This is a genomic window from Natronobacterium haloterrestre (assembly GCF_900112205.1).
Classification (GTDB): Archaea; Halobacteriota; Halobacteria; order Halobacteriales; family Natrialbaceae; genus Natronobacterium; species Natronobacterium haloterrestre.
In genome coordinates, this window is record NZ_FOKW01000006.1 from 94,399 (window position 1) to 117,637 (window position 23,239).

Sequence of the window (23,239 nt, forward strand, 5' to 3'; positions counted from 1 at the left end):
CCGTCCCCGTGAGGGGACTATTATACACTAAATGATACACTGGATCAGAAATGCGGTAAATTAGTCCTTTCACGCCGTTAGCGTAGCATGCAGTACTATAATTTTTCTGTTAGGTTCGAAGCCTTTAAGGGGTATCGCCTCCCAGTCGGGAGTACAATGACGGAATGCGTCGAGTGCGGGGCCGAAGTGTCCCTGCACGACGATCTGGAAGCGGGAGAGATAGTCGACTGTACCACCTGCGGCGCCGAGCTGGAAGTCGTCGACACCGAGCCGCCAGTCCTCGAGCGGGCCCCCGAGCTCGAAGAGGACTGGGGTGAGTGACATTGCAGATAGGAATACTCTACTCCCGGATCCGCAAGGACGAGAAGCTCCTGTTGAACGAGTTGCGCGAGCGCGATCACGAGGTCACCAAGATCGACGTCCGAAAACAGGAGTTCGACGTCGGCGAGGTCCCCGAGGAGTTCGCCGACCTCGATCTCGTCGTGGACCGCTGTCTCGCCACGAGCCGTAGCCTCTACGCCACGAAGTTCTTCGAGGCTTACGGCGTGCCCGTGGTCAACAGCCACGAGACGGCCGACACGTGCGCGGACAAGGTCAAGAACAGCCTCGCGCTCGAGGGGGCGGGCGTGCCCACGCCCGAGACGAAGGTCGCGTTCACCAAAGAGACCGCGATGGAGGCCATCGAGGAGTTCGGCTACCCCTGTGTCCTCAAACCCGTCGTGGGTTCGTGGGGGCGTCTGATGGCCAAGATCGACTCGCCCGACGCGGCCGAGGCCATCTTAGAGCACAAGGCGACGCTGGGCCACTACGAGCACAAGGTGTTCTACGTCCAGGAGTTCGTCGAGAAGCCCGGGCGCGACATCCGCGTGCTCGCGACCGACGGCGAACCCGTCGCGGCGATGGTTCGCTCGTCGGACCACTGGATCACCAACGCCGCGAAGGGTGCCGAGACCGACGTCTTCGAACTCGACGACGAGGCGAAAGAACTGGTCGAGACGGCAAGCGACGCGGTCGGCGGCGGCCTGCTCGGCGTCGACCTGATGGAGACCGAAAGTGGGTATACGGTCCACGAGGTCAACCACACGGTCGAGTTCAAGGCCCTCGACGACGCCGTCGAGACCGACGTCGCCGGCGCGGTCGTCGACTGGCTCGAGACGAAGGCGGGGACGGACCCCGTCTCCGAACTCGAGGTGACCGCCTGATGGCCGCCGGCACGGAAATCGATCCCTCGGCGGACGACGCCGGCGAGAGCGTCACCGCGACGGTCGTCGGCGGCTCCGGCTTCACGGGTGGGGAACTGCTCCGCCTGCTCGCCGGGCACCCGAACTTCGAGGTCGCCGAGGTGACGAGCCGATCGAAGGCCGGCAAGAGCGTCGGCTCGGTCCACCCGCCGCTTCGCGGCGCGGACCTCCGGTTCACGGAACCCGACGACCTCGAGTCGGTCGACGTCCTGTTCGCGGCGACCCCCCACGGCGTCTCCATGGGACGGATCGACGAGTTCTTCGAGGTCGCCGACACCGTCGTGGACCTCTCGGCGGACTTCCGCCTCGAGAGCGAGGCCCAGTACGACGAGTGGTACGACGGCCACGACGCGCCCGAGTACCTCGAGAAGGCCGAGTACGCCTTGCCCGAGATCAACCGCGAGAACCTCGAGGGGGCGGAACTGATCGCCGGTGGAGGGTGTAACGCCACCGCCACCATTCTGGGTCTGTATCCGCTGTTCGAGGGGGGCATCCTCGAGGGCGACGAGCAGATCGTCGTCGACGTCAAGGTCGGCTCCTCGGAGGGGGGCGCGGGCGGCGGCGCGGCCTCCTCGCACCCCGAACGCTCGGGGGTCGTCCGTCCCTACGCGCCGACGGGCCACCGCCACGAGGCCGAAATCGAGGCGTTCCTCGGTACCTCGGTCGCGTTCACCTGCCACGCCGTGGACATGGTCCGCGGCGCGAGCGCGACGAGCCACGTCTTCCCAGACGGGCCGGTCTCGAAGGGCGACCTCTGGAGCGCGTATCGGGGCTGCTACGAGGACGAGCCGTTCGTCCGCATGGCCGCCGGTGGCTCCGGGGTCTACCGCTACCCCGAACCGAAGGCCGTCGCCGGGACGAACCACGCCGAGGTCGGGTTCGAACTCGATCCCTCGAACGAGCGCGTGGTGGTCTTCTCCGCGATCGACAACATGATGAAGGGGTCGGCGGGGCAGGCCGTCCACGCGGCCAACGTCGCGCTCGGCCTCGAGGAGATGGCCGGACTCGAGTTTACGGGGCTTCACCCCGTGGGGGCACCATGAACTCGCTTCGCTCGTTCATGAGCCTTGCTTCGCTTCGCTCAGCAAAACACCCTAAGATGGCTACGCCAAGACGTTCCTGCTCGCGTTGCTTCGCGGACTGCGACTTGTCTAGTCACACTCGCCACCGGAGGTGGCTCGCGTGACCGTCGTGGTGAAAATCGGCGGCGCACGCGCCGTCGACCCCGAAGGGGCGCTCGCGGACGTCGCGACCCTCGTTGAAGGGGGAGAACAGGTGGTCCTCACTCACGGCGGCTCCACCGCCGTCGACGAGACCCTCGAGGACCTCGGGCAGGAACCGACCTACGTCGAGACGCCCGGCGGCGTCGTCGGACGCTTCACCGACGAGGAGACGATGGACGTCTTCAAGATGGTGATGCCGGGCAAACTCAACACCGATCTCGTCGAGAGCCTGCAGAACGCGGGCGTCGACGCGGTGGGACTGTCGGGAACCGACGGCAAACTCCTCGAGGGCAAGCGCAAGTCCGCCGTCCGCGTGAAAGAGGACGGCAAGAAGAAGATCAAGCGCGGCGACCACTCGGGGACGATCGACTCGGTCAACGCGGACCTGCTCGAGACGCTGCTCTCGAGTGGCTACACGCCCGTCGTCTCCGTCCCCGTGCTGGGACGGGAGAAAGACGGCGGCTACACCGCGGTCAACGCCGATGCCGACCGCGCTGCCGCAGCGATCGCGGGCGCGCTCGAGGCCGACCTCGTCGTGCTGACGGACGTCGCGGGGATCTACGAGGATCCCGACGACGAGTCGACGAAGATCGACTCGGCCGCAACGCCCGCGGAGTTCGAGACGATCAAAGCGGCCGCCGAGGGGTTCATGACGAAGAAGGTCATGGCCGCCGAGGAGGCCCTGGAGAGCGGTGCCTCGAGCGTGACGGTCGCGACGGCCAACGCCGACGCGCCCGTCACCGACGCGCTCGAGGGCGGGGGCACGACCCTCGAGTCGGGCGCGCTCGCGGATTCGGACGCCACTGAGACGGAGGTGGCCCAATGAGCGGGTTCGTCTTCTCCGAGAAGCCGATCGGCATCGAATCCGGCGAGGGGGTCACCCTCGTCGCCGAGGACGGCACCGAGTACCTCGACTTCGGCGCGAGCTACGCCTGTACCCCGACGGGCCACTGTCATCCCGACGTGGTCGAGGCGGTACAGGAGCAGGCCGCCGAGTTGCTGTACGTCCAGGGGTCGTACCCCGTCGAGTCGCGGACGACGCTCCACGAGAAACTGGGGGCGCTCGCCCCCGGCGGGATCGGGAACGTCTGGCTCTGCAACTCCGGTACCGAAGCCAACGAGGCCGCGCTGAAGTTCGCCCGCAGCGCGACCGACGGGACGAAGATCGTCGCCGCGAAGCGGGCCTTCCACGGCCGCACCGCCGGCACGCTGTCGGCGACCTGGAAACCGAAGTACAAGAAACCGTTCGAGCCGCTGCTCGAGGACCACGTCGAGTTCGTCGACTACGGCGACGAGGAGGAACTGGCCGCGGCGGTCGACGACGACACCGCGGCGGTCATCCTCGAGCCGATCCAGGGGGAGGGCGGGATCCATCCCGCGCCCCAGTCGTACCTCGAGACGGCCCGCGAGGTCACCGAGGCGACCGACACGGCGCTGATCTTCGACGAGATCCAGACCGGAATCGGCCGCACGGGCGACCTCTGGGCCTGCGAGGGGTACGGCGTCGTGCCGGACATCCTGACGACGGCGAAGGGGATCGCCAGCGGCCTCCCGATGGGCGCGACGCTCTGTGCCGACTGGATCGCCGAGAACGCGGGGCCCCACGGCTCGACGTTCTCGGGCAATCCGGTCGTCGCCGCCGCCGCGAACGCCACCCTCGAGGTCGTCGTCGAGGAGGACCTGCCGGGCAACGCCGCCGAGGTCGGGAGCTACCTGCAGGACGAACTCGCGGCGCTCGACGCCCCCATCCGCGACGTCCGCGGCGAGGGACTGATGCTCGGCGTCGAGGTGAAACGCGGGGCAAACCGCGTCCTGCGTGACCTCGCGCTCGAGCACGGGGTGCTCGCGCTGCCGGCGGGTCGCAGCGTCGTCCGCCTGCTCCCGCCGCTGGTCCTCGAGGAGAGCCACGCCGACGCGGTCGTCGCCGCGCTTGGCGACGTGCTGACGCCGGACGCCAGGGCCCAGTCATGAGCGCGAGCGTCGACACCGCGGACGTCCCCCTCGAGGAGGCGCGCAACCTCCTGATCGATCTCGTCTCGATCCCATCGCCCTCCGGCGAGGAGTCGGAGGCGGCCGACCGGCTGGTCGAGTTCTTCTCGGCCCACGGTCGCGAGGCGTGGATCGACGAGGTGGGCAACGTTCGCGCGCCCGCTGACGACGCCGTGTTGCTGACGTCCCACGTCGACACCGTCCCCGGTCAGGTCCCGGTCGAGGTCCAGCCGGCCGACGCCGAGGACCTCGAGGCCGACGTGGCCGAGGATGAGGGCGAGGACGTCCTCTGGGGTCGCGGGAGCGTCGACGCCACGGGGCCGCTCGCGGCGATGGCCGCCGCGGCGGTCCGAACGGGCGTCTCGTTCGTCGGCGTCGTCGGCGAGGAGACGAATTCCCGGGGAGCCCGCCACCTGGTCGTCGACCGCGAGGAACCGGACGCGGTCGTCAACGGCGAACCGAGCGGGACCGACGGGATCACGCTCGGCTACCGCGGCTTTCTGGTCGGCACGTACGTCGCCTCGAGCGAGTCGGGCCATACCTCCCGTCCGGAGCCGAACGCGATCCAGCACGCGACGGAGTGGTGGACGAGCGTCGAGGAGGCGTTCGATCCGGACTCCGATCCGGACACGGACGGCGGGGACGTCCCCGTCTTCGAACAGGTGACCGCCAAACCCGTCGCCATCGACGGCGGCATCAGCGACGACGGGCTCTCCGTGGAGGCGACCCTCGAGGCACAGCTCCGGGTGCCCCCCTCGATGGACGTCGAGACGGTCCGCGAGACGGCCGAGGCGGAACTCGAGATCGGCACCGTCTCCTGGGCCGAACCGATCCCGCCGGTGATGGAAAGTCCCCGGACCGAGGTGGCCCGTGCGTTCCGCGCGGCGATCCGGAAGGAAGGCGAGGATCCCCGGCTCCTGCGCAAGACCGGCACCAGCGACATGAACCTCTATGCCGGCGCGTGGGATTGCCCGATGGCGACCTACGGCCCCGGCAACTCCGACCTGGATCACGCGCCGGACGAACGGCTCTCGCTCGCGGAGTTCGACCGGTCGGTGGCCGTCCTCGAGCGCGTCGCGACGACGCTCGCCGGAAACGGGGACGACTGACCGGGGCGGCACGGGTTCTCGAACTCTGCCTCGGTGCGGCCGCGGCCCCTCGAGTTCGGGTCGGGCTCTAGTCCATCAGGCGCCCGACGACGAGCGCGTAGCCGAGCCCGAGCAAGGCACCGAACAGGAGGTGATCCACGATCGGATCGACGGCGAGGAAGTCGATCGGTTCTGCGGTCGTGAACGCGTACTCGACCAGCAGGAAGTTCCAGACGACGACGACGTTGCCGACCCACAGCGCGACGCCGTAGCCGAACCCGAGGACGGTCCCGATCGGGATCGATTCCGCTGCCGAGCGGAGCCGCTCGTGGTAGACGAGCGCGCCGAAGCCGGCACCGAAGACGATGCTGTACCCGATGTGGATCACCCACCACAGCTGAAACTCCGGCAGCGCCGCGAGGACCCCCGCGGACGAGCCCAGGCCTGCCGCGTTGAGCAGCGGCCGGGTAAGGCCGGCGACTCCGCCGACGACAGCTGCCTGTGGCCAGTGTGCGTAGGTGATGATGCTGCGGTTCGGTACGTCCGGTTCGGTCTCGCCGGTCGCGTCGACCTCTGTTTCGGTCCCCATACGACGAGGTGGCGAGCAAGCGGTTGTATTTATTACAACAATTATCGGATTCTGGGAACGATAACTGAGCGGGCATGCGGCCCTGCCGTCCTGTCGAGACGGGTGGGCTTCCGAGAGCAGCGAGTGGGCAACTGCAGTGTCGACTCCGCGGCCCGGTCCGGGGATCGACGTCGCGACTCGCCCGGACCGAGCCAGTGGTGTTCTGGGTGCGGGACACCCGCTGCTCGAGCGCTCTCTCCGGCATAAATGCCGTATTTCTCCCCTCAACCGGCTGTTGACTCCCGGTCCGAAACGGTTCTTTTTCTGAACTATCGGTATCAGTTATAGGTCGACGACGAGGATCGACGAAACGAGTATGGAGTTCAGGGTGGTGATCGGCGTCCTCATCATGCTGCTCGGGCCGGCGGCGCTGGTCGTGCTTTACCTGCTGTAGGCCCCGGGCCGGCGCAGTCCGTGGGAGCCGAATGGGAACGCGGGGTTGGGGAACCCCGGGGAGCCGACGGAAAGCAGCCGACCTATCGCGCCAGCCCCGCGTACGCCAGACCGAGAATGATCCCGTAGGCAGCGTGCCCGACGAGGCTCTCGAGTGCCACGTTTGGCACGGACGGTCCCATCTCGAACCCGACCGCCGAGAGCCAGATCGGCATCACGACGACGGCCAGGACTGCCCAGACGGCGATTCCGTACGCGAGGCCGGCGACGGTGGCCCTGCCGGGACGGAGGTCCCGTCGGCCGGTTCCCACCAGCAGCGCTGCGAAGACGACGCCGAGGACGGCACCGTGGGAAACGTGGATGACCATCCCGGCGAGTCCACCCTCCAGGCCGTACATCGAAGGGATCGCCATCTCGAGGACGCCGGGCGTCTGCAGCGCCATCAGCGCCCCGAAGACGATCGCCCCGACGATGCCGCCGACGGTGCCGGCTTGCCAGGGCGGGAGTGCGGTCGACGTTCGTTCTACGGTCGGTCGTTCGGCTTCTTGTGCCATGTGGATCTATAGCACAGGGGGTGTAGTAGCGGTATCCCGGTCTGGCGTCGCTCGTACACGGCCGCCGAACGGGACGATGGGGGGATCGGCGACGTGGGGTTCTTTGGGACCGAGACACACAGCCATACCCATGGCGGACACCGTACGGATCTCGGCCGGCGAACTCGTGGCCGACGCGATCCTCGAGGCGATCGAGGACGGTCGGCGGGTCGTGATCACGACGACGATGCTCGGCGAGGAACACGAGGTGACGCTTCGGTACGACGGCTCCGTCTACTACTGCGACACGCCGACGCGGCTCCACCGCCACGAGAGCGAACGGGAGATGCGCCGCTGTATCCGGAAAAACGGCTACGTCAAGGATCCCTCGGAGCAGGAGTAACGGCGCGGACAGTGTGTGGGGTTCTTTCATACCTGCGTTCGTACGGAGCGTATGGCGACGGACCCGCAACACCGACTCGGCGAACTCCTCGAGGATTCGGACCCGCCGTTCGAGAAGGTAATGAGCTGTGTGTTCGGGATCGAGGATCACGAAACGCGGACTTACCTCGCGCTCTGTGAGCGGCCCGGGAGTACGATCGACGAACTCGCGACGGTCCTCGACCGGGACCGGAGTACGATCAACCGGTCGCTGTCGACGCTGCAGGACCGTGGACTCGTCGAGCGCGACCGGCGACTGCTCGAGGGCGGCGGCTACGTTTACCAGTACACCGCGGTCGAACTCCCGGACGCCAAGGAGATGCTCCACGAGGCGCTGAACGCGTGGACGCGGTCGGTCCACGGCGTGATCGACGAGTTCGACGCCGACCGGGAGCGACCGAGACCGGGGGTCCGATCCGACCCCCGGGAGTAACGCCGCATCCGCTCACTTTTTCCCGCTCGCTTACCTCTCGGACGACAATGAGTCTCAGCCTCTCGGCCGACCGGCCGACCGTACCCGGCGTCGCGGACGACGGCGTCTGGCTCGAGTGTATCGCCTGCGGCGACACCTTCGCGCCGTTCGAGGACGTCCGCTACACCTGCGACGAGTGCGACGGACTGCTCGAGGTACGCTATGCCGACCTCCCCACGTTCGAGGACTTCTCGGGACGCGGCGTCTGGCGCTACGCCGACGCCCTCCCGCTCTCCGAGGGCGTCACGACCCAGGAGGGGGCGACGCCGCTGTACGAGGTCCCCCGACTCGAAGCCGACGTCGGGGTCGAGGCGCTGCGGATCAAACACGAGGGGATGAACCCGACGGGGTCGTTCAAGGACCGCGGGATGACCGTCGGCGTCGCCGTCGCACGAGAACTGGGCGTCGGGCGGCTCGCCTGTGCCTCTACCGGCAATACGAGCGCCGCGCTGGCGGCCTACGGCTCGCGGGGCGGCATGGAGACGCTCGTCCTCCTGCCCGCGGGGAAGGTCGCCGCCGGGAAGGTCGGCCAGGCCGCGCTCCACGACGCGCGCATCCTCGAGGTCGACGGTAACTTCGACGCCTGTCTCGATATCGTCCGGGAACTCGCCGAGCGCGGGGAGGCCTACCTGCTGAATTCGCTGAACCCGTTCCGACTCGAGGGCCAGAAGACGATCGGCCTCGAGATCCTCGAAGGGTTCCGCGACGACTACGGGGCCTTCCCGGACCGGATCGTCCTGCCGGTCGGCAACGCGGGCAACACCGCGGCGCTGTACAAGGCGTTCCGCGAACTCGTCCAGGCGGGCGCGGTCGAGGAGCGCGAGGTGCCGAAACTGACCGGCGTCCAGGCCGAGGGCGCGGCGCCGATGGTCGAGGCGGTCGAGAACGGGGCCGACGAAGTCCGCCGCTGGGAGGAGGTCGAGACCCGGGCGACTGCGATCCGGATCGGCAACCCCGTGAACGCGCCGAAGGCGCTGCCCGGCATCCGCGAGACCGGCGGCACCGCGATCGCGGTCTCGGACGACGAGATCACCGAGGCCCAGCGCGACCTCGCGGCGGAGGGCATCGGCGTCGAACCGGCCTCCGCGGCGTCGGTCGCCGGCCTCCGGAAGCTGCGTGCGGCGGGGATCGTCGCCGACGACGAGCGAGTCGCCTGCCTGACCACGGGCCACCTGCTCAAGGACCCAGACGCGGCGGCGGCCGCGGGGAACGAGCCCGAACCCGTGCCGGCCGACACCGGGGGCATTCTCGCACACCTCGAGGGCAGGAATTCGTCGGAGCAGTAGAGCGACGGCGTCCTCGCGCGCCTCGAAGCGAGCACTCTCGACCGCCGCGTCTGACGGTCGGCTGACTGAACCTTTTTGCCGAGAGTCGTATACCGCCATTCGGCCCATGTCCGCCGAGCAACGACCCCCCACGACCCGCTACCACCGTCGGGAGCCCCGACCCGACGACGTGACTCGAGAGGCGACGACTGACCCCGACTCCAGTGATGAACCCGACGTCAGGGACGGCGAACACGAGTACGAGTACCGGTTCCGGTCACCGGAGGCGTCCTCGCGGTCCCCGCGGTCCCGATCACCCGACGATACCGACCTCTCGACCCGTATCGAACGCGCTCGACTCCAGTCCCGCGTGACGGCGCTCGAGCGCGCGCTGACGACCAGCGAGCGCCGTCGGCGATCCGTCATTACGCAGTACGAGCGGCTGCTCGAGGACCGAACCGAGGCCCTCGAGGGGGCCGGCACCCGTGACCATGACGGCGACAGCAACCGCGACCGCGATCGCGACCGCGACCCGGGCCTCCTGGGCCGTCTCCTCGAGCGCTGGCGTCGCTGACGCCGACAGTCGTAGCGCCGCCCTACTCGCGTAGCCGGCCCGTACGCTGGCCGCCCGTTCGACCGACGCGATGGGCGGCCGACCGCCTCTGATCTCGGAACCGATGATTGTCTCGAAATCCGCCATTACAGGATTATTGTGAAAAATGATTAAGTTTAGGATCGGTCATAGCATCCCGTATGACCGAACCTAACGGTCAGTTCGATCGGCGTACCGTGCTACGAGGAATGGGTGGCGGAGCCGTCGGACTCGCGGGAGTGGGGATCGGCGTCGCGGGATCGGCGGCCGCACAGGAAGCGCTTACCGTAACCGGCGTCTGGACCGGCGGCGAGGAGGAGGACTTCCTCGCCGTCGTCGATTACGTCGAGGACCAGACGGGGATCGACATCACGTATCAGCCGCGGGACACGGAAGCCATTCTGACGGGAACGCTGATGGATTACGAGGCCGGAGTCGCAACCGCCGACATCGTCGTGATGCCGTCGCCGGCCCGGATCCAGTCCGACGCGGAGCGTGGCCACCTGGCAGCGATGGGGGACGTCTGGGACCCCGACGAGTTCGCGACCGACGCGGATCAGGTGAGCGCCGACGGCGAAATATACGCGGCGCCGTTCAAGATGGACCTCAAGCCGGGGTTCTGGTACCGCCAGTCGTTCTTCGAGGACAACGGTCTCGAGGAGCCCGAGGATTACGACGAATTCCTCGACCTGCTCGAGGAGATCGACGGGGTTTCGGGCGTCGAGGCTCCGATCGCGTCCGGAAACGGGGACGGCTGGCCCCTGAGCGACGTGACGGAGGGGTTCATCATCCGACAGGAGAACGGGGGACAACTCCAGCGGGGACTCGTCGACGGCGATACCCAGTTTACCGACGAGCGTGTCGTCGCCGCCTTCGAGGAAATACAGGACCTCCTCCAGGCGGGCTACTTCAGCGAGGTGCGGGACTTCGGCGTCCAGTACGAGTTCTTCTGGGAGAACGAGACGCCGCTTTACTTCATGGGGTCGTGGACGCCGGCGTTCGAGGCGATCCAGGATCCGGACGACCTCGGCTACTTCATGATCCCTGGTGCGGAGGCGATGGTCGCCGCCGAGAACTGGTTTACGGTGCCACAGTACTCGGAGAACGTCGAGGCGGCGCGAACGGCAGTCGAGACGTTCGTCTCCGCCGAGGGCCAGCAGGTCTGGGCCGAACGGGGGGGCTTCATCGCCTCGAACGCGCAGGTGCCGGACGAGGCATACGACGTGGAGATCATGGGCGACCTCGCGGACCGGGCCGACGAGGTGGATCTCGTTCCCGACCTCGACGACACGGTGGGCGATCCGTTCCAGTCGGAGTTCTGGGCGTCGCTGACCGGCCTCTGGGCACGTCCGGACCAAGACGTCACCTCGCTGGTCGACTCGCTCGCCGACCTCCTGCAGGAATCCGTGGCGGACGGGGGCGGGCTGTGACGTGAGCGAACTCGGTGCCGGCGAAAGCGATCGGAACGCCGAGACCGCCGATACGGCCGGAACCGCCGATACGGCCGGAACCGCCGGGACCGCCGGAACCAACGGAACCAATGGAACCAACGGGTTCGACGGGAGCGACGGCGCCAGATCGCCGCTCGTCCTCCTCGAGGAGTTCCGCCGGCGCAACGCGAGCGCCGCCGTCGTGGACGTCCTGTACGTGTTCACGACGGCGTTTCTCGCCACGCTGGCGGTGCGGGGGACCCGACCGGCGATGATCGCGGCGCTGCCGCTCGTAACCTTCCTCTATTTCGCCTGGAAGTCCTCGCGGGCGTTCTTCCTGGTGAACCTCGCGGCGATCGCGGCGACGGCGGCCGCGACGGAGGCAGGGCTGTTGCCGCTGTGAACCGCCGTCGTCGCCACCGTCACGTCAGTCAGTGACGGCGGCGACCATCCCCTGCTTGTAGTACCGCTCGAGGGTCAGGAACAGGAGAACGGGAACGATCATCGTCATCACCGAACCGGCGGCGACCAGCCCCCACTCGACCTGGATGCGCCCGCGCATCAGGGGGAGCACCTGCGGCGCGAGGTAGAGTTCGGGCGAGCGCATGAACACGAGCGGGAAGAAAAAAGCGTTCCAGACCCAGGTGAACTGGATCACGGCGACTGAGACGAGCGCCGGCGTCGACAGCGGCAGGATGATCGTCCGGAAGATCTGGTACCGCGACGCGCCGTCGATGCGGGCGGCCTCCTCGAGTTCCTTCGGGATCCCCAGCAGGTAGTTCCGCAGGAAGAGGACGACCCAGCCCAACCCCCAGCCGATGTGGACCAGTATCAGCCCCATGTACGTGTCGAACAGCCCGACCTCGCGGAGCGTGTTGTAGTTGCCCATCGCGACCAGTTCCGGCGGCGCCGCCATCACGAGCAGGATCAGGAAGAAAAGCGTCGTCTTCAGCGGGAACTCGAACCGCGCGAAGGGGTAGGCCGCCATCGCGCCGAGCAACATGACGACGAGCACCGCGGGGACGGTGACGATCAGGGTATTGATCAGGGCCCGGCGCATCGGTGCCGTCCGGTAGGTCCAGGCCTGCTGGTAGTTCTCGAGGGTGAGCGTCATCCCCTCGAGGTGCCACCACCCCTGGATGATCTCGTTGAGCGGGCGCAGCGAGGCCATAAAGAGTCCGAGGAAGGGGACGATCCAGAGGACCGCGACCGTGATCGCGATGGCGTACTTGAGTAGCCGTGGAAGCGACGGGGTCGCGTTGGCGAGCCGCGTCGCCCAGTCCAGTTCCCTGGCGGGTGCGGTTTCGGGGATCTCGTCGACCGACAGGTAGCCGCGTCCGTCGCTCTCCCGTTCGGGATCGGTTCCGGGTCGCCTCGGTTCGAATGGGTCGTCGCTGTCACTCATGTCTGATCAGCCCATACGGGCGATGTACGCGGCGAGGGGGGCGACGATCACCAGCTGGACGAGCGCCACCACCATCGCCTTCCCGTAGTCGATCGGCGGTTCGAACGCGGCCCGGTACACCTCGATCCCGAGCACGGAGTAGGCGTGGTTCGGTCCCCCCGCGGAGCCGCCGGCCGCGTAGACGATGTCGAACACCCGGAGCACCCAGATGATGCCCATGATGACGACGACCGCGGTGACGGGCCTGACCAGCGGCCAGATGATGTCCCTGAACCGGCGGTAGGGTCCCGCGCCGTCGATCTTCGCGGACTCGATCAGCGAGGGGTCGATCGCGGCCAGCGCCGAACTGTACAGCAGCATGTTGAACCCGGTCTGGACCCAGATTCCGCCGGCGATGAGCGCGTAGATCGCCACCTGCGGGGACTGCGTCCAGTTGCGGACCTGGTGTTCCATGCCGATCACGCGGAGCAGTTCGTTGAAGACCCCGGCCTGGGGATCGTAGATGAAAAGCAGGACCAGCCCGATCACGATCGTCGGCACGGTAAACCCCAGAAAGACCATCGATCGAAGGATCCGCCGGCCCCGGAGATCGGCGAACAGCAGCGCCATCGCGAGCCCGAGAACGGTGCTGATCGGGACGTGGAGCACCACCCACAGGAGGTTCTGCGCCAGCGCACCCATCGGGAACCGCCAGCGTCTGAGGTTCTCCCAGTTGATGATCAGCGGATCCCTGAACGTCCGAATCCAGTTCTCGAGGCCAGTGAACTGCTGCATCGAGAACGCGTCCCACGAGAAGAAGCTCCCTACCGCCGAGTAGACGATCGGCCCGACGGAGAAGATGCCGAACAGAGTCATTCCCGGAATCAGAAACACCGCGAGGGCGACGGCCTTCTCGCGGTCGATCTCCACGCTCAGTCCGGGGGTTGCGTCCGCGTCGAGCGCGTCGACGTAGTCCCGTAAGCTCATGATCGTGCGACTATCGGCCCTCCGTCGGCTGCGGACTGGGCGCTTGCGTCACTAGCTCGCCGTTCTCGTCGTATAGATAGGCGTCCTCGTCGTCGAACGTCAGCCAGACCTCTTCGCCCCGCGTGACGTCCGCGTCGCCGACCTTCACCTTCACGAGCCGGTCGTCGACGGCCACGTTGACGAGCGTGTACTCGCCCAATGGTTCGACCGTATCGACCGTCCCCTCGAGCGCGTTCCCCGAGGTGGGCCGCTCGCTCGAGAGGAAGAGGTCCTCGGGGCGGACGCCCAGGGAGAGGTCGTCGGAGAGCGATGCGGACGCGGACGCGGACGTGGATGTGGACGTGGACGTAGCGTCGATCCCCCGAACCCCCGCCACGCTCTCGAGGTCGACGGTACCGGCCTCGCCGATGGCGATCGAGCCGTTCCGCCGTTCTCCCTCGAACAGGTTCATCGGCGGCGAGCCGATGAAACGGGCCACCCACTCCGTCCGCGGCCGGGAGTACAGTTCCTCGGGGGGCGAAATCTGCTGGATCGTCCCGCGGTTCATGACGACGACGGTGTCGGCCATGCTCATCGCCTCCTCCTGGTTGTGGGTGACGTAGATGGTCGTGATCCCAAGCTCGTCCTGGAGGCGTTTCAGCTCGCTGCGCATCTCCTGGCGGAGCTTCGCGTCCAGGTTCGACAGCGGCTCGTCGAGGAGGAAGACGGACGGCTCCCGGACGATCGCCCGCGCGAGGGCCACCCGCTGTCGCTGCCCGCCGCTCAGCGCGGCCGGGCGCTTCCCGATCTGGCCCTCGATGTGAAGCAGTTCCGTCACCTCCTCGATCCGCCGATCCCGTTCGTCGGGCGGGATCCCTCGTACTTTCAGCGGATAGGCGATGTTCTCCCGGACGCTCATGTGGGGGTACAGCGCGTAGTTCTGGAACACCATCGCCACGTTGCGCTCGCTCGGCGACCACCGGTTGACCCGCTCGTCGTCGAAGTAGATGTCCCCCTCCGAGGGCTCCTCCAGGCCGGCGACGAGCCGCAGTGCCGTCGTCTTGCCACAGCCGGACGGCCCCAGAATGACGAGGAACTCGCCGTCGTCGACCTCGAGGTTCAGTCGATAGTTCGCGACGGTCTCACCCCCGTCGAAGTATTTGCTAACACCGTCCATGGTGATAGATGTCATGACCTGCTGACGTACGGTGGATTCGCCCATTAATCCCGGTTACATCGTCAGGCTCGTTGATACGTGAATCGGTGTTTAGCGCGGTCGAAATGGGTGATTAGTGGAGGGCAAGCCGCCAGATGAGTTCGATCGGTTGCGATCGATCACCGTCGGCGGCAAGGGAAAATCGAGTCGTCAGTTGGTCTGTCCGGTTTCGGGTTCGGCTTCCGCGCCGCGGCCGCCAGCGCCGGTCCCGCTCGTGCCCCCGCTCCCGCTCCCGGTCTCGATGCCGGCGGCACTCTCGGCCTCGGGGGTGGCCTCCGCGGAAGCGTCGGCCGCCCGGACCTCGCGGACGTACTCGAGGAAGTTGTCGAAAACGAGTTTCGCGGGACAGGCACGCCGATAGTTCTCGGCGGTGATCTCTTCGAGGATGGACTCGAGGCGCTCGTCGGAGAGTTCCTTCCGGTGGACCAGTTCCCGGGCTGTCTTCGAGTCGTACTCGGGGTGGAACTGGACGCCGAAGGCGCGGTCCTTGCGGAAGCCGTGATTCGAGTACTCGTTCTCCGCGAGGGGTTTTGCACCGGGTGGAAGCTCCGAGACCGCGTCGGAGTGGCTGGTGAACGCGAGGAACTCTCCGGGCACGTCGTCGAACAGCCGAGAGTCGGCCACCTGTTCGATGTCGCTGTAGCCCACCTCGTAGGTGCCCATATCCTCGACGGTACCCCCGAGGACGTCCGCGAGCAGCTGGTGACCCCAACAGACGCCGAGGAAGGGAACGCCGCGGTCGATCGCTTCGGCCACCCAGCCTTTGGTGGCGTCGATCCACTCTTCGTCCCAGTAGACGGACGAACGCGAGCCCGTGACGACCGCGCCGTCGTAGTCGTAGTCGGTGGGGATCTCACCCTCGGTGACGTCGAACTCGGAGAGGGAAGCGTCGAGTTCGCGCCGGAAGTTTCGCGTCGTGTTCTCGTCCCGGTGTGCCGCGTTCAGGACGGCAATGCGGAGTCGATCCATTAGGCCTTCCTGTGTTCTGGACGGAAATAGGCCTTCGGGGACGCCGGCGTCGTCCTTTTTGTACTCCAGGCGAACGTGTTTGCCGCGCTTCCCGGGACTCGAGAATTGCTGGGCCCGTTATACGTCGGACTTTCATACGACCACTCGTATGAAAGATCGTATTGGTGCTCCTGGCTTCGACTTCTCGCGACGTGACTTCCTCGCTGCGACCGGCCTCGGAACGGCGGCACTGGCCGGCTGTACTACACAGGGTAGTAGCTCCCCCGCACAGACTGACTCCCAGCCCGCGGCGTCCGACCCGGAGGACGACGGCTCGGGGCTCCCGTGGACGAAATCGCCCGAAGTCGTCGACGTCGACGAACGCGGCGGGAGCGTCACGCTGCGCTCGGTGACTGCTCGCCACGCCGCCCATCCGATGGACTCGATGGGTGGCCCAGTGGAACTGCCCCGGGTATGGGCGTTCCAGGCCGACGACGGCGAGCCCAGCGTTCCGGGACCGATCATCCGGACCACGGAAGGCAACGACATCGAGGTCACGCTCGACAACACCGACAACGATCACCCGCACACGCTGCACTTCCACGGCGCGAAAAAGACCTGGGAGAACGACGGCGTCCCGACGACGACCGGCATCACGGTCGAACCCGGCGAGAAACACACGTACGAGATTCCCGCGAACGTCCCCGGCACCCACCTCTATCACTGCCACTACCAGACTCACCGCCACATCGACATGGGGATGTACGGCATCTTCCGCGTCGATCCGAAGGGGTACGAGCCGGCCGACAAGGAGTACTTCTTCACCGTCAAGGACTGGGACTCGAGGGTCAACCGACAGTTCGCGGGTGAAGACCTCGACTACAGCCCCCGCAACCGTAACCCGGACGTGTTCACGATCAACGGGAAGAGCCTCCCGCGGACGATCCACCCCGAGGAGGGGTCGCCGATCATCGTCGATCAGGGCGATACCGTGCGGCTCCACGTGGTCAACGCCGGCTACATGTCCCACCCGATGCACACGCACAACCACCGGTTCCGGCTAGTCGAGAAGGACGGCGGACAGATCCCCGAGGCGGCCCAGTACGAACAGGACGTCACGAACGTCGCCCCCGCGGAGCGACACACCCTCGAGTTCGAGGCCGACGCCGAACCCGGTATCTATCTGATGCACTGTCACAAGGTCGACCACGCTATGAACGGCAACTCCTACCCCGGCGGGATGGTCAACGCCATCGTCTATCGGGATGCCATGGACTCCGACATCTTCGCGGACCTGATGGACTACGCGGGCTACGAGGGCTGAGCAGTCGACCGGCGGTATCTCGGACGACGCTTCGCCGCCGATCCGTTCGTTTCTTCCGCCGCCCATCCGGACCGAACTGACCGATATCGTTCTGACCGACACCGTTAAGCGGAAAAGCGTGATACGGTAGGGCACACTACCCCTTCGCCGACGCGAGGTCCCTTCGAAATGGCTCTGCCATCCGTTGCGATCGTTACTGCCGTCGTCGTCGGGCTCGGACTGGTAGCCACCTGTCTTCTCTGTCTCACGGCCGAGCAGGTTCGGCGAACGATCGACACGTTCGATCGCCGGATCGCGAGCACCGCTCCGTATCTCGCCGTCGCGGCCGTCGTCTTCCTGCTCAAGTGGATCACTCACGACGAGCGACTGGACCTCTCGTACGCGATCGGCTGGAGGATGACCGAATCGATCTACGCCGTCGAAGGGGCGTTCGTGGCGGTACTACAGGATCTGATCCCGCCCTCGCTGTACGGCTTCTTCTCCGGGATCTACATGTTCGGGTTCTCGTACCTGTTGTTCACCGCGGCCGTCCTGACGTTCGCACTGCCGTCCCAGCGGTGTTTCAAGGAACTGCTCGTCGCCTACCTGCTCAACTACTCGCTCGGGGCGGTCTGTTACACTCTGTTCGTCGCGTACGGCCCGCGCAACTGGATTCCGGCGCGTGTCGACGGGGTGCTCTACGACCTGTATCCACAGACCCAGGAGGTCACCGCAGCCGTGTCGGCGAAGACGAACGTTTTCCCGTCGCTTCACACCTCGCTGTCGGTCGTCGTCCTGCTGTTCGCCTGGCGGACCCACGGGACCTATCCCCGATGGTCCTCGATCGCCACGTTCGTGGCGAGCAGCGTCGTCCTCTCGACGATGGTCCTGGGCATCCACTGGCTGTTCGACGTCGTGGCCGGGGTCGCGCTCGGCATCGGGAGCGCTGTTGCCGCCTCGAGAATCGTCGACCGCGCTGAGGGTGGCGACCCGCCGACCGCGTCCGATGACGGTCCGGTCGCGATCACGTCCGAAACAGACGACTGAGCCGCCTGAGGTGCTCATCGCCGCCCGGATCGGGTGTGGCGATCACTCAGTTCGAGCCCGTGTACTCGCTCCCGACGACCTCCCGGATCCGCTCGGCCGTGACCTGGCCGACCCCGTCGGCCTCCTGTAGCTCTTCCTCGCTCGCGATCATCATCCCCTCGACGGTGCCGAACTCCTCGAGCAGCGACCGCGCGGTGACGGGACCGATCTCGGCGATCGAGGAGACGACGTACTCCTGCTGTTCGGCCAGCGTCTTCGACTGCTTCTCGCCGTGGACCGATACCTCGCGGTCGGCCGTCTCCTGTTCCCGGCCCGCGATCACCGCGAGCAGTTCGGTCGTCTCGTCCTCGCCTTCGGTCCGTAGCACGCTCGCGTCGAAGTCGACCGCCAGACTCGAGAGCGCGCCGCGGACGGCGTTGGGGTGGACGTCCCGCTGCTCGTACAGCCCTTCGCCCTCGACGATCACGATGGGGCGGGAGTAGTGACGGGCCATCGCGCCGACCTGCTCGAACATCGATCGGTCGCCGCCGACCAGCGAGTCGACGAAGTCGGCGACGGACTTGCGCTCGACGACGACCCGATCCGAACACACGTAGTCGCCGACCTCGAGGGTCTCGAGGCGGACGTCGATCTCCTCGCGCTTCGAGAGGTCCCGGGCGATGTTTGCGTCCATCTCCCGCTGATCGGCGACGATCTCGATCCCCTCGCCGTCGGCGGACGGCTCGTGGGTCTCGACCTCGCGGTCCGGTTCCCCGGGTTCGGGTCCGTCGTCGCTCGAGTCAGCCCTCTCGGTTCCGTCGTCATCGTCGCCGTTGCCCTCCCCCTTCCCGGTGAACTCCTGTAACCCGGGCCGCTCGCCAACCCCTTCGCTTCCGCTGGAAGATCCGGTGACAGCGTCGGGGTCACCGCCTTCGGATTTCACTTCCGCTTCGCTCTCGAACTCCGTCAGCGCCCGCTGGGAATCGTCCAGTTCCTCCTCGAGGTCGTCGGTCATCCCCTTCAACTCGCGCAGTTCCGACTCCATCTCCTTCTCGCGACGGCGGGAGATCCAGAAGTAGGCCTCGTCGCGGGTGTCTTCGGCCATGAGGACGACGACCCGGCCCTCGGACTGGCGGCCGGTTCGACCCTTGCGCTGGATCGACCGGATCGCCGTGGGAACGGGTTCGTAGAACAGCACGAGGTCGACCTCCGGCACGTCCAGGCCCTCCTCGGCGACCGACGTCGAGACCAGCACCTCGAACTCGCCCGCCCGGAAGTCGTCCAGGACCTCCTGCTGTTCCGTCTGGGTCATCCCGTCGCTGCCCTCGCGGTCGCCCTGGCCGACGAACCGCTTGGCCTCGAAGCTCTCCGAGAGGAACTCCGTCAGGGCCTCCGCGGTGTCGCGGGACTCGGTGAAGACGATCACCCGTTCGCCGTCCTCGAGGCCCAGCGTCTCCGCGAGCAGCATCCGCGTCTTGCGGTACTTGGGGTGCAGTTGGTCGAAGTCCTCCGCCTTGCGCATCGCCTCCCGCACGCGGGGGTCCGAGACCAGCCGCTGGCTTGCCTTCGACGCGCCCGAGGACTGGGCCTGGTTGCGCTGGCGCTCGAAGTACCGCCGGACCGCCTCGACGCTCTGGGTCTCGACGAGGGTGACCGCCTGGCGGAGCTTCATCACCTCCGCGTGGATGGACATCCCCTCGAACCCCTCGGACTGGTCGTTGTTGATCAGTTTCTGGAGTTCGGCCCGCATCGCGTTCAGTTCCTTCTGGGACTGGTCGGGCTGGGTCGAACTCGCGACGCCGAGTTCCTTGAGCTTCTCGAGGCGTTCTTTGATCACCTCGTTGAGGGCGTCGCGGATCTCGAGGACCTCCTCGGGGAGGTCGATCCGCTCCCACTCTACGTCGGTCTCGTGGGTAAACTCCGAGACGTCGGCGTCCTCCTCGGTCATCACTTCGACCTCCTCGATGCCGAGGTTCTCACAGACCTCGAGGATGGCCTCCTCGTCGCCGCCCGGCGAGGCCGACATCCCGGTCACCAGGGGATCGGTCGCGTCGGCGTGGTAGCGCTCGGCGATGTAGTTGTACGCGTAGTCGCCGGTCGCGCGGTGACACTCGTCGAACGTCAGGTGGGTGACGTCGGCGAGCGAGATCCGGCTCCCGACCAGGTCGTTCTCGATGACCTGCGGGGTCGCCATCACGACCGTCGCCTCCTCCCAGGTCGCGGCGCGGTCGTCCGGGCTGACGTCGCCGGTGAAGACGACGATCTCCTCGTCGGGTATCTGCAGCGCTTCCCGGTAGAATGTCGCGTGCTGCTGGACGAGCGGTTTCGTCGGGGCGAGCATCAGGGACTTCCCGCCGACCTCCTCGAGCCGGCGTGCGGTCACCAGGAGGCTCACGGTCGTCTTCCCCAGCCCCGTGGGGAGACAGACGAGCGTGTGGTGGTCGGCCGCCGTCCCCGCGAGCTTCAGCTGGTAGAGTCGGCGCTCGAGGAAGTCGGGCTCGAGCAACGGGTGTTCGATCGACGGCGTTCCCTCGTCCGTCCGTGACATTGCCCGGTGGTTCACCGGCGTCGCGGTTAAGGGTTCTCGTACCGCGGCGAAAGTGAAACCGGCCCTCGTTTCGTCGCTACTCCGCCGGCCGTCGCGGCCGGTCCGGGGCGACCGCGTGAGCGAGCAGTTCCCTCTCCGACCCCAGCGGCAGGGACAGGACCCGATCGGGTTCCTCGAGGACCCGTCCGACCACCAGTTCGGAGAGTCGAGCGACCGGGTTCCACGTGTCGTAGTAGGCCTCGTACACGCCGTCCATGTCCTCGGTCTCCATGTACTGGAGGAGGTCGTAGCCGTCGGCACGCCGTTCCAGGAAGATCGACTCGGTGTACATCTCCTCGGCCTCGAGCATCTCGGCGCTCCAGGTCTCGAGCGGCCCCAGCTCGAGTTCGCCGGCTTCGACTCGGCGGGTGATTCCGGCGAATCGATCCGCCAGCCGCTCCGGGAGTCCGGATTTCAGCGATATGCGAACCAGTTCGACGTCCCGGTCGCACCGGTCGTCCGACCCGGCGACGACGAGGGGGCCGTCGGCCCCGTTCGCCGCGGTCCGGGGCCGTTCGGGATGGGCGGCGTGGACGAGCAGTTCGAGTTCGACCGACCGTTCGTCCGGCGCGGTGGCACGCTCCTCGTCGGCGAGCGAAACGGGAAACTCCGCCTCGAGTTTCGCCCGCAGATCCGTCCGGTCGGGGTCGTCCCGGTCGTCGATCACGGACCGCGGGAGTTCGACGTACCAGACGAGTTCCGGTGTCTCCTCCGTATCGAGAAACAGCGACGCCGTACTCGCGCCCTCGAGGCCCAGGAGGCTCTCCGGACCGTCGTCGGCGAGACTCGCTGCGCGCTCGCGGACCGACTCGAGCTGGTCGGGATCGACCCGCCGTCGAACGAGGGCCGCAGTCGCGTGGCGCTCGGTGATGACGGCCCCCGTCGAGGTCTCGGGCGTTCGGGTCGATTCGTGTCCGGCGTCCCCTCGCGTTCCCCGTCGGTACCGGAGGTAGCCGGCTCCGACTGCGACGGCGGCCACACCGAACACGAGACGGCGATACGATCCTGACGGCGTCGGCAGATCCATACCGTTCGTTGACCGTCGAGCGGGATCGTCCTGATCCCGAACCCTATCGTGTCTTTAAGTGTACGGACGGATAACGCCGGGGACGTGAAAGCCGCCCGTATCCAACTCCAGTACGATCCGGAGGCGCTGTCGCCCCTCCACGAAGGGATCTGTACGGATCCCGACCTCGAGCGGGAGGTCATCCTCGGCGGACACGCGGTCGAGGGTGTCGAGACGATCACCTCCTTCGTCGTCGGCGAGCCGGCGGCCTACGAGGCGCTGCTCGAGGACCGCGACGGCGTGCTCGAGTACGCCGTCACTCCGGCGGAGGACGGGTTCTTCCTCTATCTCCGGCAGGAACTCGGTCCGGAGGGAACGTCGCTACTGAACGCGCTCGCACAGGAGACCGTGGTCGTCGTTCCGCCGATCGAGGTTTGCGCCGACCGAACGATGGAACTGACGCTCGTGGGACATCCGGACGACCTCCGGATCGTCCTCGAGGAGACGCCGCCGGGGGTCTCCCTCGTCGTCGAACGAGTTGGGGACGACCTCTCCGCTCGAGCCCCGGGCGGCGGTGTCTCGGCCCGCCAGCGGGAGGCGCTCGAGGCCGCCCGGGAACTCGGCTACTACGAGGTTCCACGCCGGAACGGCATCGAGTCGGTCGCGGCGGAACTCAGCTGTGCCGTCTCGACGGCGTCGGCCCTCCTCCGGCGCGGGGAGGCACGGGCGATCGAAGGGATACTCGAATCGCCGGCCACCCGGTAGAATCAGTCCGCTGCAATCGTCAAGTCGCCACGAACTCGAGCGTCAGTCGGGCGAGAACCGCGGCGTAGATCGGGATCGTCAGGTTGTCGTCGACGATGTACCCCCGGATCTCGTGGGTGATCCCGTCGGCGACGGTCGCGCCGAGCGCCGCCGCGACGACGGCGAGCGGGTACTCCCGCAGGAACGGGACGGCGAGCAGCGCCGAGACGACGAACATCGTGACCAGCACCTTCGGCCCCTTCACCCGGTTGAGACTGTTCTCCGAGACCGCGCCGCTGATCGGGTCGCCGAGCGAGAGCATCAACATCGCCGGCAAGGCGATCGGAGGGTCGAACAGGAGGACGACGACGGTCATGCTGATCATGTAGAGCCCGTAGCCGGCGACCTTCTCCTGTTCGTACTCCCGGGTCAGCTTCTCGTAGATCCACCAGTCCAGCCCCACGCGGAGCCGGACGAACTCGAGGGCCAGCGCACCGACGGCGAGGACGACCATCAGGAGCCGAAACCGGTCCCAGGTGAGCCCCGCCTCGAGGTAGTCGGCGAGCAGATAGAGCGCGACCAGTCCCGACCCGCTGGCGTGGACGAGACGACGCTTCAGTTCGTCGGCCATCACGTCTCCCGTCGAAGGTGGCGACCTTCAGTCCGTCGATCACCTCCGACCCGTTACTCTGCGGTCTGTCGCGCTGGTGGCTTCGCCACACAGCCCGCCGTCCCTCGGTAAAAGGTCGATCGAAACCCAATAC

24 protein-coding genes are annotated in these 23,239 nt (G+C 67.0%); 15 read left to right on the forward strand and 9 right to left on the reverse strand.

The features are described 5' to 3' along the window. Window positions 1-156 precede the first annotated feature (156 nt). The 6 genes from lysW to BM113_RS12685 all read left to right on the forward strand — a co-directional run bounded on the left by lysW (window position 157) and on the right by BM113_RS12685 (window position 5,562). A complete protein-coding gene (gene lysW, locus BM113_RS12660) occupies window positions 157-321 on the forward strand; it encodes a lysine biosynthesis protein LysW (protein ID WP_004267676.1) in 165 nt (54 codons plus the stop codon). Beyond that, window positions 318-1,202, forward strand: a complete 885-nt coding sequence (gene lysX / locus BM113_RS12665; protein ID WP_089788441.1) for a lysine biosynthesis protein LysX — start codon at window positions 318-320, stop codon at window positions 1,200-1,202. Before lysW ends, lysX begins: the two co-directional genes overlap by 4 nt. Continuing rightward, entirely contained in the window at window positions 1,202-2,284 is a 1,083-nt protein-coding gene (gene argC, locus BM113_RS12670; protein ID WP_089788442.1) for an N-acetyl-gamma-glutamyl-phosphate reductase, read from the forward strand. Before lysX ends, argC begins: the two co-directional genes overlap by 1 nt. Before the next feature lie 139 nt (window positions 2,285-2,423). Beyond that, window positions 2,424-3,290: an acetylglutamate/acetylaminoadipate kinase gene (locus BM113_RS12675; RefSeq protein WP_089788443.1), complete on the forward strand. Its 867-nt coding sequence runs from the start codon at window positions 2,424-2,426 to the stop codon at window positions 3,288-3,290. Next, complete coding sequence (locus tag BM113_RS12680; RefSeq protein ID WP_089788444.1) at window positions 3,287-4,435, forward strand: aspartate aminotransferase family protein; 1,149 nt, start codon at window positions 3,287-3,289, stop codon at window positions 4,433-4,435. The genes BM113_RS12675 and BM113_RS12680 overlap by 4 nt, the downstream gene beginning before the upstream one ends. Next, entirely contained in the window at window positions 4,432-5,562 is a 1,131-nt protein-coding gene (locus tag BM113_RS12685) for a [LysW]-lysine hydrolase (protein ID WP_089788445.1), read from the forward strand. Before BM113_RS12680 ends, BM113_RS12685 begins: the two co-directional genes overlap by 4 nt. Window positions 5,563-5,629: 67 nt before the next feature. Here the strand turns inward: BM113_RS12685 and BM113_RS12690 are convergent, their stop codons facing one another. Further along, entirely contained in the window at window positions 5,630-6,130 is a 501-nt protein-coding gene (locus BM113_RS12690) for a hypothetical protein (RefSeq protein ID WP_089788446.1), read from the reverse strand. Between the two features lie 515 nt (window positions 6,131-6,645). Further along, window positions 6,646-7,116 carry a histidine kinase gene (locus BM113_RS12695; protein WP_089788447.1) on the reverse strand — a complete coding sequence of 157 codons (471 nt, stop codon included), beginning with the start codon at window positions 7,114-7,116 and terminating at the stop codon, window positions 6,646-6,648. A gap of 130 nt (window positions 7,117-7,246) precedes the next feature. Here BM113_RS12695 and BM113_RS12700 point away from each other — a divergent pair, with 130 nt between their 5' ends. The 6 genes from BM113_RS12700 (at window position 7,247) to BM113_RS12725 (ending at window position 11,698) form a co-directional block, all read left to right on the forward strand. Continuing rightward, window positions 7,247-7,498 (forward strand): DUF8001 family protein, encoded by a 252-nt coding sequence (locus BM113_RS12700; RefSeq protein ID WP_089788448.1) that lies wholly within the window; start codon window positions 7,247-7,249, stop codon window positions 7,496-7,498. Window positions 7,499-7,549: 51 nt separating this feature from the next. Continuing rightward, window positions 7,550-7,969 carry a helix-turn-helix domain-containing protein gene (locus tag BM113_RS12705; protein ID WP_089788449.1) on the forward strand — a complete coding sequence of 140 codons (420 nt, stop codon included), beginning with the start codon at window positions 7,550-7,552 and terminating at the stop codon, window positions 7,967-7,969. A gap of 47 nt (window positions 7,970-8,016) precedes the next feature. Next, entirely contained in the window at window positions 8,017-9,294 is a 1,278-nt protein-coding gene (gene thrC, locus BM113_RS12710; RefSeq protein ID WP_089788450.1) for a threonine synthase, read from the forward strand. A 106-nt stretch (window positions 9,295-9,400) separates the two neighbouring features. Then, entirely contained in the window at window positions 9,401-9,847 is a 447-nt protein-coding gene (locus tag BM113_RS12715; protein ID WP_089788451.1) for a hypothetical protein, read from the forward strand. 179 nt (window positions 9,848-10,026) lie between these two features. After that, window positions 10,027-11,295 (forward strand): ABC transporter substrate-binding protein, encoded by a 1,269-nt coding sequence (locus BM113_RS12720; RefSeq protein WP_394327718.1) that lies wholly within the window; start codon window positions 10,027-10,029, stop codon window positions 11,293-11,295. A gap of 1 nt (window position 11,296) precedes the next feature. Beyond that, on the forward strand, window positions 11,297-11,698 hold the full coding sequence (locus BM113_RS12725) for a hypothetical protein (protein ID WP_089788453.1): 402 nt from the start codon (window positions 11,297-11,299) through the stop codon (window positions 11,696-11,698). 24 nt (window positions 11,699-11,722) lie between these two features. Here the strand turns inward: BM113_RS12725 and BM113_RS12730 are convergent, their stop codons facing one another. The 4 genes from BM113_RS12730 to BM113_RS12745 form a co-directional block, all read right to left on the reverse strand. Then, window positions 11,723-12,700, reverse strand: coding sequence for a carbohydrate ABC transporter permease (locus BM113_RS12730; RefSeq protein WP_089788454.1), 978 nt, complete (start codon window positions 12,698-12,700; stop codon window positions 11,723-11,725). 6 nt (window positions 12,701-12,706) lie between these two features. Further along, window positions 12,707-13,666: a carbohydrate ABC transporter permease gene (locus tag BM113_RS12735; protein WP_089788455.1), complete on the reverse strand. Its 960-nt coding sequence runs from the start codon at window positions 13,664-13,666 to the stop codon at window positions 12,707-12,709. A gap of 10 nt (window positions 13,667-13,676) precedes the next feature. Beyond that, entirely contained in the window at window positions 13,677-14,822 is a 1,146-nt protein-coding gene (locus BM113_RS12740) for an ABC transporter ATP-binding protein (protein WP_089788456.1), read from the reverse strand. 189 nt (window positions 14,823-15,011) lie between these two features. Beyond that, the gene (locus BM113_RS12745) at window positions 15,012-15,830 is read right to left on the reverse strand and encodes a type 1 glutamine amidotransferase (RefSeq protein WP_089788457.1); all 819 of its coding nucleotides are present in this window, start codon (window positions 15,828-15,830) and stop codon (window positions 15,012-15,014) included. A 148-nt stretch (window positions 15,831-15,978) separates the two neighbouring features. Here BM113_RS12745 and BM113_RS12750 point away from each other — a divergent pair, with 148 nt between their 5' ends. Next, a complete protein-coding gene (locus BM113_RS12750) occupies window positions 15,979-17,133 on the forward strand; it encodes a multicopper oxidase domain-containing protein (RefSeq protein ID WP_089788458.1) in 1,155 nt (384 codons plus the stop codon). Between the two features lie 168 nt (window positions 17,134-17,301). After that, window positions 17,302-18,159: a phosphatase PAP2 family protein gene (locus tag BM113_RS12755; protein ID WP_089788459.1), complete on the forward strand. Its 858-nt coding sequence runs from the start codon at window positions 17,302-17,304 to the stop codon at window positions 18,157-18,159. Between the two features lie 46 nt (window positions 18,160-18,205). On the opposite strand, the gene BM113_RS12760 is transcribed toward BM113_RS12755, so the two are convergent. Both BM113_RS12760 and BM113_RS12765 read right to left on the reverse strand, forming a co-directional pair. After that, window positions 18,206-20,686: a DEAD/DEAH box helicase gene (locus BM113_RS12760; protein ID WP_089788460.1), complete on the reverse strand. Its 2,481-nt coding sequence runs from the start codon at window positions 20,684-20,686 to the stop codon at window positions 18,206-18,208. Window positions 20,687-20,762: 76 nt separating this feature from the next. Further along, window positions 20,763-21,752, reverse strand: coding sequence for a hypothetical protein (locus BM113_RS12765; RefSeq protein ID WP_089788461.1), 990 nt, complete (start codon window positions 21,750-21,752; stop codon window positions 20,763-20,765). Window positions 21,753-21,836: 84 nt separating this feature from the next. On the opposite strand from BM113_RS12765, the gene BM113_RS12770 reads away from it, so the two are divergent. Then, window positions 21,837-22,496 carry a helix-turn-helix domain-containing protein gene (locus BM113_RS12770; protein WP_089788462.1) on the forward strand — a complete coding sequence of 220 codons (660 nt, stop codon included), beginning with the start codon at window positions 21,837-21,839 and terminating at the stop codon, window positions 22,494-22,496. A 19-nt stretch (window positions 22,497-22,515) separates the two neighbouring features. Here the strand turns inward: BM113_RS12770 and BM113_RS12775 are convergent, their stop codons facing one another. After that, window positions 22,516-23,106, reverse strand: a complete 591-nt coding sequence (locus tag BM113_RS12775; protein ID WP_089788463.1) for a diacylglycerol/polyprenol kinase family protein — start codon at window positions 23,104-23,106, stop codon at window positions 22,516-22,518. Between the last annotated feature and the right edge of the window lie 133 nt (window positions 23,107-23,239).